The following is a 14,258-nucleotide window of genomic DNA, read 5'->3' on the forward strand; positions in this document are numbered from 1 at the left end:
ATGGCAAAATTAGATAGTAAATCTAGTTGGTTAAATTTAATCAATATTGAAAATGTTTATAGCGCGGAAAACCAACGCCGCGCTTTTACTTTTTTCACCATGATATTTGTGGCTTTAGTATTAATCACATCATTAGTTGTCTCAAATCACGATGTATACCCGACTTTTCTAACGGTTATGTTGATTGTGTCGGATATCACCTTACTCTTATTTGCATGGTATTTTTATAAGACAGGTCGATTTTTATTAGTCACTGTGACTGTTTTATCTATTATTTGCGTATTGTGCTTGGCACTTGTCTACACCGGTGGTAAGGAGAATACCGCTTTATACTGGGTCATGTTTTATCCGGTTGTGGCATTTTCTACTTTGGGTTTTCGTATCGGCTTTTTAATTGTTTCATTACTGCTTATTTTGTCTTCATTCTTACTATTTGGCCCGGACATTGGGCAAGTTTATTACCCTGAAACAGAAAAAGGTCGCTTTTTTGCCGCGTTTTCTTTGGTTTTCTTATTTAGTTTTATTGGTGAGTATTTTAGGAATAAGAGTCATTTAGAAATTGCACGAATGACCCTATTGCAAAAGCAAGATGCTCATACAGACCATTTAACAGGTCTGGCAAATCGACGGTTTATTATTAGTCATTTTTTACCGCTTGCACACACGCATGCAGATAAGTATTTACCAATGTGTTTATTATTAATCGATTTAGACCATTTTAAAGAGGTTAATGATACACATGGTCATGATATTGGCGATAATGTGTTGGTCGATTTTGCTTCGTTACTGGAAGAACATTTACGCGCTCAGGATATCAAAGTGCGTTATGGCGGTGAAGAGTTTCTTGTTATCTTACCTGGACTAAACCTTTCTGCAGCTGTAAAAATTGCTAATTCTTTAAAAGAAAAGGTACAAAAAAAATCATTTGTTTATGATAATACACCAATAAACCTGTCTTGTAGTATTGGCGTGTCAGAAGTGATTAAGATTAAACACTTTAATGAATCACTTAAATTGGCTGATGACAGGCTATATAGCGCTAAGAAAAATGGTCGAAATTGTGTTGTCTTTACAGGGAATGACTTTTAGTAATGCAGAGCAAAGCCAAGCTTATTTATATTTTTGACCCTATGTGTAGTTGGTGCTGGGGATATGCACCTGTTTGGCAGCAATTAAAACAAGCCCTCGATGGCATTGTAACTATTGAATATCGTGTTGGTGGCTTAGCCCCTGATAGTGAAGAACCAATGCCATTGGACATGCAATCTATGTTACAAAATACATGGCATTCGATTAGCAATAAGCTGGGCACGCAATTTAACTTTGATTTCTGGCATCATTGCCAGCCTAGGCGTTCAACCTATCTTGCGTGTAGAGCTGTGCTGCTCGCCCGTCGAGCTGGTAAAGAGGGTGAAATGATTCAAGCGATACAGCACGCTTATTACCTTCATGCGCGTAATCCTTCAGATACTTCAGTACTTGCAGAGCTTGCTAAAGAAATTGGTATCTCAGATGTTACACATTTCATTCAACAATTAGACTCCTGTGACGTAAACACTGAATTATTCAAAGAGGTTACATACACCCGTTCATTACCTATCCAAGGATTTCCCTCATTGGTTTTAAACGTACAAGCCAATATTCTTCCTATTTCGATTGATTACAGTGATTGGCAAGTAACGTATGCCACTATTGCCGAAATCATCAGTAATTAATGAAAGCTCTTGCTTATAGTGAGTGTGCTGCTTTATGTCACTATAGACCCTTTCATAATAATTAATTATATATATCAAGTAGATGACAATCAAAAATAGTATGTTTTTATAAAGCTATTATTATTCTATTTTCATTTAATTATTATATTTCAATACGTTACCTTGATATTGTTGGGTTAGTTGTATTATTTGTTACAGTTGTAATAAAATAGACTTGTTCAAGCAACACTCCTGTCATTTTTAGTCTATAAAATCTCGCTCATTAAATAAAACCAATTGTAATTAACGAGTAAGGTGTATGCGATGATAGGCGTTAAACCATTGATTCTAGCAGGTATTGTAGCAGCAACTGCAACAGTACATGCAAATGAACTAGACCGAGTAATCGATAAAAGTAGCGAAATAAATCAATCAGCTACGCAATCACAAACAAAAATAGACAAGATTGCAGATTCAATGCAAGGTCGTCTCCAACAGTTCACGGCCCTTAATAAAGAAATTGATGGCTTAGCTGTTTATAACGCGCAATTAACACGTCAACTTAATAATCAAGTGACTGAAATGGGAGACTTAAATGCTTCTATGGATAAAGTGTCTGTTATTGAGCGTCAAATAACCCCTCTTATGATCCGTATGATCACAGGCCTTGAGCAATTTGTCGCTCTTGATGTGCCTTTTTTAAAAGATGAACGTGCTAAGCGAATCAGTTCATTAAAACAAATGATGGACCGCGCAGATATAAATTCAAGCGAGAAGTTTCGTCGTCTTTTAGAAGCTTACCAAGTTGAAGTTGATTACGGCCGTACTATTGAAGCGTACACAGCTCTTCAGTCTGTGGATGGTCAAGAGCGTGAAGTTGATTTTTTACGCATTGGTCGTTTAGAGCTTATCTATTTAACACGTGATGGTAAAAAAGCAGGCAGTTGGGATCAACAAACAAAGACATTTGTTGCACTCCCTGATTCAACAATTAGCCAAATCAGTAAAGGCTTGCGAATTGCTCGTAAGCAACTTGCCCCAGACATGTTAACACTACCAGTACACGCGGCTGAATAAGAGGTTTTTACGATGAAATTACTTACCAAAATGACAAAAATGGCCGTACTTGCAACAGGCTTAGGCTTTGCTGCAACGAGTATCGCCGCAGAACCAATGGATTTAGACGCATTATTAAAAACCTTAGAGCAAGGTAAATCAGCGCAATCTGTACAAAATCAACAACGTGAACAAGAATTTAAATCACGTCAAAATGAACAAGTGCAAATGCTCCAAGACACGCAGGCAAAGCGCAATGAAATGCTTGTTCAATCTGAGCGACTTGAAACACAGTTTGAAGAAAACGAAGTTAAGCTTGCTAATTTAACTGACACGTTATCAAACCGTATGGGCTCACTAAAAGAGTTGTTTGGTGTTTTGCAACAAGTTGCCGGTGATTCAAGCAATAAATTTATGACTTCGGTTGTGTCTGCGCAAATTCAAGATCGCAGTAAATTTATGGATGAACTTGCGGTTAAAATGGGTTCAACGTCAAACCTTGCTTCTATCGAAGATATTGAACAAGTGTGGTATGAATTGCAACGCGAAATGACAGAGCAAGGTAAAGTGACGCGCTTTACTACTGAGGTTATTGTCGATGGCGGCGCAAAAGAGCAACAAGAGGTTGTTCGTGTTGGTGCATTTAATCTTATTGCTGATGGTAAATATCTACAATATAACGCGGGTACAAACACTATAAGCCAGTTAACTCGTCAACCTGTAGCACGCTTTACTGCCACGGCTCAAGACCTTCAAAATGCAAATAGTGGTGTTGTTCAATTTGCGCTTGACCCAACAGGTGGTTCAATTCTTGGCTTATTAGTACAAGCGCCTGACACGACTGAACAAGTACAACAAGGTGGAACGGTAGGGTACGTTATTTTAGGCGTGGGTGTTATTGCCCTCCTGATTGCGATTGAACGCTTCATATCGTTGATAATGATTGGTGGAAAAGTACGTCGACAACTCAAAGACACCGTTGCACGTGATGACAACCCACTTGGCCGTGTAATGAAAGTGAAAGATCAGTACCCAGATGTTGCTTATGACACGCTAGAACTTAAATTAAGTGAAGCAATATTGCGTGAAATGCCAAAAATAACACGTAACTTAACGTTGATTAAAATTATCTCGGTAGTGGCTCCTCTACTTGGTTTACTTGGTACAGTAACCGGTATGATAAATACCTTCCAAGCAATCACTTTATTTGGTACAGGTGACCCGAAGCTGATGGCAGGCGGTATTTCACAAGCACTTGTTACAACAGTACTGGGTCTTGTTGTCGCAATTCCCACCGTATTTTTATACACCTTGCTTAACACTCGCGCTAAAAACATCTTGTTAATTATCCAAGAGCAAAGCGCAGGTATTATCGCTGAGCGTAGCGAGAAAGGAGCGTAAACCATGGTGCTATTGATTGATTCAATCAATGCTATCCGTGATTTTCTCGACACTGGTGGCCAAGTGCTCTTGGTCATCGGAGTGTTAATCTTCGCGATGTGGTTATTGATACTCGAGCGATTTATATTTTTCTTTCAAGGTTATAAGCATTACAAACGCGATGTAAAAGCAACGTGGCGTAATCGCCAAGAGCGCAATAGTTGGAATTCAGAACAAATTCGCCAAGCAATGATTTCACGTGCTGGTATGCAGTTAAATTCTAACTTAGCTCTTATCAATGTAATGGTTGCATTATGTCCGCTACTTGGCTTATTAGGCACAGTAACAGGCATGATCGAAGTATTTGATGTAATGGCAATTACTGGCACAGGCAGTGCTCGTTCTATGGCGTCGGGCGTTTCCAAAGCGACAATTCCGACAATGGCGGGCATGGTGGGTGCGTTATCAGGTGTATTTGCTTCTACTTATTTACAGCGCCGCGCTAAGCGTGAAGTAGAGCTACTTGAAGATAATATGGTTTTAGACCACTAACATAATTTTTGTAAAGCAGCTTAAGGCTGCTTTACCAAGGAGTAAAAAATGAGAGCCCCATTAGGTAATTTATTACAAGAAGACGAAGCAGAAGAAATTAACATGACGCCAATGCTAGACGTTGTTTTTATTATGCTTATCTTTTTCATTGTAACCGCTTCATTTGTTAAAGAAGCGGGTATCGATGTGAACCGCCCTGAAGCGGCAACGGCTGTTAAAAAAGAACGTGCAAACATCTTAGTTGCTATTTCTGATACTGGTGAAATTTGGATAAATAAACGCAAGGTAGACGAGCGTGCTGTTCAAGCGAATATCGAACGCTTAAAAGCAGAAAACCCACAAGGTAGTGTAGTTATTCAAGCAGATAAAAAAGCCACCACTGAAGTATTAATTAAAGTGATGGATGCATCACGTGCTGCAGGTGCGTTTGATGTTTCAATTGCTGCGCAAGAAGCGTGATAAGGAACTGATATGTTGCGATATTTAGTTGCATTAGTGATTGCAGGTGTTGTTACTTTCTTACTGTTTTTAGGCATGCAAGCGTTGATAACGGGTGGTGAAGGAGCTATGAGCGAGCCAGCTAAAGGCAATGTACTTGATTTTGTACGTTTGAAAAAAGAAGAAACGGTACAAAAGAAAGAGCGCAAACCACAAAAGCCGCCAAAGCCCAAAGAGCCGCCTCCGCCAATGGATTCGCCGCAAATGCAGAACAGTGATCCTAACGCGAGTGCATCAAATTTTGATTTTGGTGCCAATGTAGAAGCCGACGTAAACCTTGCGGGCGGTTTAGCACTTGAATCAAGTGATGGCGAATACTTACCGATTGTAAAAGTGGCGCCTGTTTATCCCAGAAGAGCGCTTTCAAGAGGCATCGAAGGGTACGTCATTGTTGAATTTACAGTAACAAAACAAGGCACGGTTCGCGACCCTCAGGTTGTTAGAGCAGAGCCTGAGTCACTGTTTGATCGAGCTGCGATGGATGCGGCCCTTAAATTTAAATACAAACCACGCGTAGTAAACGGAGAAGCTGTTGAAGTCGCGGGTGTACAGAATAAAATCTCTTTTCAAATTAGCGGTTAACCCGGTATTTTGATAGCGTAGCGAGGCGATTATGAAACCATTGAGAATTGCACTGATTTGTGCAACAGCATTTACCACTAGCATAGCGTTGCCGACAGTTGTTAGCTTTATACCAGGCGTAAACATCGCGACAGCTTATGCGGCAGAGCAAAAAACTAAGCGCGTGCCAGCACTGCGTGAAAAAGTATACAGCCAGCTAGCACGTGCGCAAAAGCTAGCGGATGACGGTGATGCAAAAGCCGGGTTAGCCGCCCTAGACAGCATCAAAGAGCGTTCATCAAGTATGAATGACTATGAAATAGCCATGATGCATAACTTTTATGGCTTTATTTATTACAACGAGAACGATTTAGCGAAAGCAATTGCATCATTTGAGAATGTTGTTAATGCAGAGGCTATCCCTGAGACATTACGGTTAAGCACGACTTTCAGTTTAGCGCAGTTGGCAATGGCCAATGGTGATTACAACAAGGTGATCTCATTTTTAGATGATTGGGATAACATAAACACCAAGCCAAAAACCGATGCATATTATGTGCTAAAAGCCCAAGCTTTCTACCAAATGAAAGACTACAGCAAAGGCATTAATAGTATTAATCAAGCCATTGCTCAGGCTGATAGCGAAGGCAAAGAGCCTAAAGAGAACTGGTTAGTCTTACAGCGCGCAATGTACTACTCGCTTAATCAACCGCAAAAAGTAGTTGACGTGCTTGAGCGCATGGTCAAACTTTATAATAAACCTGAGTACTGGGTTCAATTAGGCGGTATGTACGGTGAAACAGGGGCTGAGAAAAAACAGTTGGCTGTTTTAGAAGCGGCTTACCAGCAGGGCTTTTTAACCTCTAAGTCAGCGTTAACTCAGCTTTCACAAGTGTATATGTATAACGGTCTTTCCTATAAAGCAGCTGATGTAATGCAGCAAGCTATGACATCGGGTTTAGTCGAAAAAACAGCTAAAAATTATGCTTTTATTGCTGAAGCAATGGTACAAGCGAAAGAAGATGAAAAATCAGCACAGTTTTTCGAAAAGGCTGCTGGCTTATCAACTCATGGCAAGTTTGACCAACGTTTAGCTGAGGTGCTAATTAATACGCAGCATTACAACAAAGCGGCTGATGCTGCTCGTGCAGCACTGGACAAAGGCGGGTTAGATTTTGAATCAAACGCATATGTTGCATTGGGTATGGCGCAGTATAATTTAAAGAATTTTGATGCGTCTATTTTAGCATTTGAACAAGCTGAAAAGCATAAAAAATCACAACGTTTAGCGACGCAGTGGATCAAGTACGTTAAAAACGAAAAAGTCCATGCAGAGACACTACGTACTGCTTTACTTTAGTAACTAAAATTATTTAGTTACCCCCTTTTTTATAATCGCAACACCAAAGCTGCCTTCGGGCGGCTTTTTTTGTTTTTAATTTAAGTTGTTGTAATTTAATGATTTAGATTGTCATTTTATGTTTATATAAGTGTAACTTCTCTGTCATATAGCTCCCGTAAGGTAGTCACGTTGAAAAACTCAAGTGACCTTTAAGTATGAGAATCGTGCTTAAAGGTGACTTGGGTTTTTATTTAAATGCACTAACAAAATAATTAAATATCTTAACGGAGTGAACAATGAAATTATCTGACTTATTTAAAGTTAGTTTAGTAGCAGCAGCGGTTTCTTTATCTGGTTGTGGTGGTGACTTAGTCGTAAAAGAAGGCGACGCTAATACAACAGTTAATGAAGGCGACACTATTAATAATAATTATGAAAATGGTGGCGACAATGGTGGTGATAATGGCGGCGACGATTCAAGCCGTGATGATTCACAAAATGCTACAACTGGTTTCCCTGCCGATATTGATAATGCATTAGTTCAAGGTTTAGCGACTGATGTTTCAAGCTCTTTCCCACAAATTACTGATAAGCCAGTTTATAAATTAGCGGCTGACACTGTATTTACAGCCAATGTTTCGCTTACAAACGATGCTCATTGGATTTTACAAGGGCGTACAGCGGTTGGTAATGACCGTGCTGACAATACCGTTCTTTATATTCAACAAGGTACTACACTAATTGGTGAAACGGGCGATGACTTCCTAGTTGTACGCCGTGGTTCTCAAATTGAATCAGTAGGTACTGTTTCTCAGCCTATCACAATGACATCTATCCAAGATGTAACGGGTGCTGAAACAGGCATTGGTCAATGGGGCGGTTTAGTTCTTTTAGGTAATGCACCGGCGAACTCGTGTGGTGATCAAAAAGGTGAAACAACAACTGAAGAACTTGCAGGTTGTGGTGTTCCAGCTGAAGGTGATGCTGGCTTGTTCGGTGGTGAAGACGAAGCTGATAATTCAGGTACTATTAAGTACGTTATTGTTAAACAAGCTGGTAAAGCGCTGGGTAACGGTGATGAGTTAAACGGTATTACATTTGGTGGTGTTGGCTCTGCGACGACAGTAGATTACATTCAGGTTCATGAAAACCTTGATGACGGTATCGAGTTCTTTGGTGGCACAGTGAATGTTAGTAATGTTGTTTTAACTAGCATTGGTGATGACTCGCTTGATTGGTCATTTGGTTGGACAGGTAAAGCAACTAATGTATACATTCAACAAGCTGCAAACCTTGGCGATAATGCAATTGAAGCAGATAACTCAGAGTTTGATTCAGAAGCTTCACCACTTACAAATCCAACTATTGAGAATGTCACAATTGTTGGTGCTGAAGGTAACAACGGTATCCGTTTACGTGCAGGCACAGCGGGTGTTCTAAAAAATGTATTTGTTACAGGTCCTGCTACGTATGAAAATTGTTTACGTGTAGGCTCAGACTCTGTGCCTCGTGCTGAAGATGGTTCTTTAACTATCACTAACTCAATTGTTGCGTGTCAAACGCCGGCTAACAACTTTGGTAGCGAAACAATTAACGGCGGTACAGTTCAAGCTTGGTTTGAAGGCCAAGATGACAACCAAACACTGACACCAGCGCAGCTTATGTTAGACGATAACGGCTACATGCCATTAGCGGGTTCTCCACTTGTTGCTGGCACACAAATTGGTGCGTTTAATACATCTAATAACTGGATGGAAGGCTGGACCGTTGCAATCAACGGCGGTTTCCCTACAGATATAGCTAATGCAAAAGATCAAGGTTTTGCAACAGATGTGTCAAGTGAGTTTCCACAGATCACTGACAAACCAGTGTATCGTTTAACTGAAGACACTGAGTTTAACGCAGATGTTACTTTAACTAATGACGTACACTGGATCTTAAATGGCCGTACTGCTGTCGGTGGTGATAGAACAAACAGTGCGACATTATATGTACAAGCAGGTACAACATTAATTGGTGAATCAGGTGATGACTTCCTAGTGGTACGCCGTGGTTCACAAATCAATGCGAATGGTACTGCAACAGCACCAATCACCATGACATCTATTCAAGATGTAACAGGTGCAGAAACAAATATTGGCCAATGGGGTGGCGTAGTATTACTTGGTAATGCACCAGCTAACTCATGTGGTGATCAAAAAGGTGAAACGACCACTGCAGAGCTAGAAGGCTGTGGTGTACCAGCTGAAGGTGATGCTGGATTATTTGGTGGTACAGACCCAGAAGATAACTCAGGTGTTATCCGTTATGTAGTTGTTAAACATGCTGGTAAGACACTGGGTAATGGTGATGAACTAAACGGTATTTCATTCGCTGGTGTAGGTTCAAATACTAAGGTTGAATTTATTCAGGTTCACCAAAACCTTGATGATGGTATTGAGTTCTTCGGCGGTACAGTAAATGTGCGTAATGTTGTATTAACAGATATCGGTGATGACTCTTTCGATTGGTCATTTGGTTGGACTGGTCGCGCTCAAAACGTTTACATTCAGCAAAGTGCTGCGGGTGGTGATAACGCGTTTGAAGCAGATAACTCTGAGTTTGATTCAAATGCAACACCACTGACTAAGCCGCTTGTATCAAATGTAACCGTTGTGGGTGCTGATGGCGTTAACGGTGTTCGTCTACGTGCAGGTACAGCCGGTGTGTTACGTAATGTAGTAATTACGGGTCCTGATGGTTACAAAAACTGTTTACGTGTTGGCTCAGACTCAGCTGCAAATGCAGAATCAGGTGAGCTATCAATTGAAAACTCGGTAGTTGCTTGTAACACAGACAATAACTTTGGTGACGAAGCTATTGGTTCTGGGAATGTTCAATCATGGTTCGAAGGTCAAACAGGTAACCAGACGCTGACATCTGCAACATTAAACCTTGCGACTGACGGTTTTACGCCAAAATCAGGTTCTCCACTGCTTGGTGCCGGTGTAGATGCATCTGACCTTGACCCGTTCTTTACCAAAACAGATTACATTGGTGCGTTTGACGGTGATAACAATTGGATGGACGGCTGGACAGTTGCTGTAACGCCTAACTTCCCTCAATCAGTAACCAATGCACTTGAACAAGGCTTAGCAACTGATGTTTCAGCAAGCTTCCCACAACTGACTGATAAGCCGGTATATCAACTTAACCAAGATGTGGTCTTCACGTCAGATGTGACATTAACAAATGATGCACACTGGATTTTAAAAGGGCGTACTGCTGTTGGTGGTGACCGTGTTGATAGCGCAACTTTATATGTTCAGTTTGGTACAACGTTAATTGGTGAATCAGGTGATGACTTCTTAGTTGTTCGTCGTGGTTCAAAAATTGAGGCAGTGGGTACAGCTTCTCAGCCTATCGTTATGACATCAATTCAAGATGTAACGGGTGGCGAAACTGATATCGGTCAATGGGGTGGTTTAGTATTACTAGGTAATGCACCTGCGAACTCGTGTGGTGACCAAAAAGGTGAAACAACGGATACTGAACTTCTAGAGTGTGGTGTACCAGCTGAAGGTGATGCCGGCTTATTTGGTGGTAACGACCCTGAAGATAACTCAGGTACATTAAAATATGTTGTTGTTAAGCAAGCGGGCAAAACACTGGGTAACGGTGACGAGCTCAATGGTATTACTATTGCGGGTGTAGGCAGTCAAACAGAGCTTGATTATATCCATGTACATGAAAATCTTGATGATGGCGTCGAGTTCTTCGGTGGTACTGCTAGCATTAGTCACTTAGTACTCACAAATATTGGTGATGACTCTTTAGATTGGTCTTTTGGTTGGACAGGTAATGCGCAATACGTCCTAATTAAACAAGACTCAACAAATGGTGATAACGCTATTGAAGCTGACAACTCTGAGTTTGATTCAGATGCGTCGCCGTTAACTACTCCTACCATTTCAAATGTAACCATTATTGGTGCTGACGGCGTAAATGGTGTTCGTCTACGTGCAGGTACAGCGGGTGTTATCAAAAACCTAGTTGTTACAGGCCCTGATGGATACAGCAACTGTTTACGTGTAGGTTCTGACTCTGTGCCACGTGCAGAAGATGGTTCACTTAATATTAGCCACTCAGTCGTCGCATGTGCTGCGGCAAGTAACTTCTCAGATACGGTCATTGCGGATGGCAATGTTGAGTCTTGGTTTACAGCCCAAGATGGCAACTCTGTAATGGAAGCTGCAATGCTTGGTTTAAGTGACAATGGGTATATGCCAACGGCTGAATCAGCGTTACTAGGCGCAGGTTTTGATTCATCAAGCCTTAATAGCTTCTTTGATAAGGTCGATTACGTCGGTGCAATGGATGCACAAAATGACTGGACAGCAGGTTGGGTAAAAGTAGGTCTTAAATAACCCACTTTCGTATCCCGGGCGAGAGCATGCTCTCGCCCAGCTTCTAGTTCATGTTTCGGAGTATAATAATGAATTCTTTTAACCTCTCTAAACTTGGTCGTTCAAAGCTAAATCAAGCAGTTGTTGCTGCTATTTTAGGTTTGTCTATCCACTCAGCTCACGCAGAGCAGGAATCTGACCAAGCAATAGAAGAAGTGGTCGCAGTTGGTCAACGTTTGAAAGGGAGTGCTGGTGCGGTGCTTCAAGAACGTCAAAACCAAGCGTTTGTTGCGGACATTATGGGGGCAGATCAAATCTCACGAACGGGTGATGGTGATGCCGCTGCTGCACTACGCCGTGTAACAGGTTTGACACTTGTTGACGGCAAGTTTATTTACGTACGCGGTTTGGGTGAGCGTTACTCAAGTACGCAGTTAAATGGTATGTATGTTCCCAGCCCGGATCCAACTCGCTCGGTTGTACCATTAGACTTATTTCCAGCAGACATTATTGAAAGTCTAAGTGTACAAAAATCATTTTCACCGGATATGCCTGCGCATTTTGGTGGTGGTAATGTCAATATCAGAACCAAGTCAATTCCAAGTGATTTCTTGTTTAAAGTTGAAGTAGGCACCTCTTACGATACAAATAACAGTGAAACAGGTTATTTTTATGAAGGTGGTGACGATGACTGGATGGGTCGTGACGATGGAACCCGTGGATTACCTCAACAGTTTACAAATGCCTTCGCAGCTGATGGTATAGAGGGTAATTTAGACACCACTTTAGAGCAGCGTAAAGCGTTGATGTCTTCGCTTGACTGGAATATTGGACCAACAGAGAAAGATGTACCGCCTGAAATCGATTTTTCAATTTCACTGGGTGATCGCTTTGATAGTGATTTAGGTACGTTTGGTGTACTTGCTGCTGTGTCTTATGAAAATGAGTGGGAAGTAAGTAAAGAAGAAAACGGTACCAATCTAGGTAGCTTAGGCTGTGAAGATAAGTGCTTTGCGCAATATTATGACGGCACATCTACCGAACAAAATGTTCGCTGGAGTGGAACGTTAAATCTAGGGTATGAGTTTAGTTCTAATCATAAAGTTGAACTAACTAATATTGCTTTACATGATATGCGTGACCGTGTTCGTGATCGTAACTTCTATGATGCCAATGAAACTGAAGATGGTGTACGTGACTTACGTCGTGTTGATGTGGTGTATGAAGAGCGAGAAATGTTCGCTAGCCAGTTAAAAGGTACACATAACTTTGCTGAGTATAATAACTTGTTTGTTGATTGGTATGCCGGCACCAGCCGTGCAAACCGAAATGCGCCAGGTATGGTAGATGCTGTTTTTCAACGTAATTACGATGATGGTGTATATGTATCAGAGCAGCTGCAAGATGTTTCAGCCACTAACTTAAGCCGTGAATTCCAAAACCTGCATGATAAAGTGGATACATGGGGTTGGAATATGGGCATGCCGTTTTATGGTGATGGCTATGAACTTGAATTAAAAGCCGGTGGGGATTTCTCTGAAAAATCGCGTGATGCTGCAAATACACGCTTTGGTATAACGCATCGTGGTATTGCTGATGAGTATACATTTGGTTCGCGCTTAGATGAAATTTTTGCTAATGATAATATTAACAACGATGATTTTTATGCAAGTGCTACTGGTGCAGGAATTTTTGATGATAGAACCGCTGACGGTGACAAGTATACCGCCGCTAATAAGCTTGATGCTTATTACTTTATGGCTGATTTTTTCTTAGATAACACGTGGCGTTTCACAGGTGGTGTTCGTTGGGAAGATTTTACCCAAGTATCTATCCCATTCAAAGCGCACAGCAACCTATTTGATGCAACAACCGATGAAATTGTTGATGTTGCGGTTAAAGATGATGACTTATTCCCGTCATTAGCTGTGACGTACATTATGGATGATGAAATGCAGTTCCGCTTAAACTTAAGTGAAACGACAATTCGCCCTGATATGCGTGACGTTAGCTCAACGTATTATGTTGACCCGTTAACGGAGTTTTTAGTTCGCGGTTCGCCTAGTTTACAAAGCTCTAAACTAAAAAATATTGATTTTAGATTCGAGTGGTATATGCAATCGGGTAATAACTTCTCAGTGGCACTTTTTCATAAAGACATTGAGAACCCAATTGAAATGGTTGAACTAGCAGCAGTTGGTGGCGCAGCGCCACAATTATTAACGGCCAATGCAGAATCAGGCGAGCTAACGGGTATAGAGTTTGATTTTTTATCTGACTTTAGCTTCATTGATTCATCATTGGCTAATATATTCGTCTCAGGTAACTTAACTATTTCTGACTCTACAGTTGATTTAGGAATTGATGACTCAGACGGTGCAGACTCTTTGTTTGAGCAACAGCTAAAAGCCGCGTTAGAAGCAGATTCAGTGTCTAACATTGTGACAAATAACGAGCGTCGCTTAGTCGGTCACTCCGAGTGGGTAACTAACTTACAAATGGGTTATGATTCTGATGATGGTTTCCACTCAACATCATTAGTGTATAACGTATTTGGCCCGCGTATTATCGTACCAGGGACACGTGGTAATGAAGATGCGCAAGAGCAAGCATTTCATTCACTAGATTTAGTGTATTCTTATTTTCCTAACTTCAACAGTAAAGTGAAGTTTAAAGTTGAAAACATACTTGGCCAAGATAAAACAATTGAGCAAGAAGGACTGACTTTATGGAAAAAAGAAGAGGGCACGAAATTTAGTGTTTCTTACTCTTACGAGTTCTAAGTTTGTT

Annotated in this window: 10 protein-coding genes; all 10 read left to right on the plus strand. The window is 41.0% G+C overall.

The genetic code is table 11. From position 1 onward, the window contains the following. The 10 genes from ATS75_RS05285 to ATS75_RS05330 all read left to right on the plus strand — a co-directional run bounded on the left by ATS75_RS05285 (position 1) and on the right by ATS75_RS05330 (position 14,251). Positions 1-1,089, plus strand: a complete 1,089-nt coding sequence (locus ATS75_RS05285; protein WP_058559385.1) for a GGDEF domain-containing protein — start codon at positions 1-3, stop codon at positions 1,087-1,089. A 2-nt stretch (positions 1,090-1,091) separates the two neighbouring features. Further along, positions 1,092-1,715, plus strand: a complete 624-nt coding sequence (locus tag ATS75_RS05290) for a DsbA family protein (protein ID WP_058559386.1) — start codon at positions 1,092-1,094, stop codon at positions 1,713-1,715. A 303-nt stretch (positions 1,716-2,018) separates the two neighbouring features. Then, positions 2,019-2,771 (plus strand): DUF3450 domain-containing protein, encoded by a 753-nt coding sequence (locus ATS75_RS05295; RefSeq protein ID WP_058559387.1) that lies wholly within the window; start codon positions 2,019-2,021, stop codon positions 2,769-2,771. 12 nt (positions 2,772-2,783) lie between these two features. Beyond that, positions 2,784-4,151, plus strand: coding sequence for a MotA/TolQ/ExbB proton channel family protein (locus ATS75_RS05300; RefSeq protein ID WP_058559388.1), 1,368 nt, complete (start codon positions 2,784-2,786; stop codon positions 4,149-4,151). Between the two features lie 3 nt (positions 4,152-4,154). Next, positions 4,155-4,682, plus strand: a complete 528-nt coding sequence (locus ATS75_RS05305) for a MotA/TolQ/ExbB proton channel family protein (protein ID WP_058559389.1) — start codon at positions 4,155-4,157, stop codon at positions 4,680-4,682. Positions 4,683-4,730: 48 nt separating this feature from the next. After that, on the plus strand, positions 4,731-5,141 hold the full coding sequence (locus ATS75_RS05310) for an ExbD/TolR family protein (RefSeq protein WP_058559390.1): 411 nt from the start codon (positions 4,731-4,733) through the stop codon (positions 5,139-5,141). Between the two features lie 15 nt (positions 5,142-5,156). After that, entirely contained in the window at positions 5,157-5,762 is a 606-nt protein-coding gene (locus ATS75_RS05315) for an energy transducer TonB (RefSeq protein WP_201020949.1), read from the plus strand. A 31-nt stretch (positions 5,763-5,793) separates the two neighbouring features. Continuing rightward, the gene (locus tag ATS75_RS05320) at positions 5,794-7,101 is read left to right on the plus strand and encodes a tetratricopeptide repeat protein (RefSeq protein WP_058559392.1); all 1,308 of its coding nucleotides are present in this window, start codon (positions 5,794-5,796) and stop codon (positions 7,099-7,101) included. A 278-nt stretch (positions 7,102-7,379) separates the two neighbouring features. Further along, a complete protein-coding gene (locus ATS75_RS05325; RefSeq protein ID WP_058559393.1) occupies positions 7,380-11,489 on the plus strand; it encodes a hypothetical protein in 4,110 nt (1,369 codons plus the stop codon). A 68-nt stretch (positions 11,490-11,557) separates the two neighbouring features. After that, positions 11,558-14,251 (plus strand): TonB-dependent receptor domain-containing protein, encoded by a 2,694-nt coding sequence (locus ATS75_RS05330; protein WP_058559394.1) that lies wholly within the window; start codon positions 11,558-11,560, stop codon positions 14,249-14,251. Positions 14,252-14,258 lie beyond the last annotated feature (7 nt).

The organism is Pseudoalteromonas sp. H105 (assembly GCF_001469215.1).
Classification (GTDB): Bacteria; Pseudomonadota; Gammaproteobacteria; order Enterobacterales; family Alteromonadaceae; genus Pseudoalteromonas.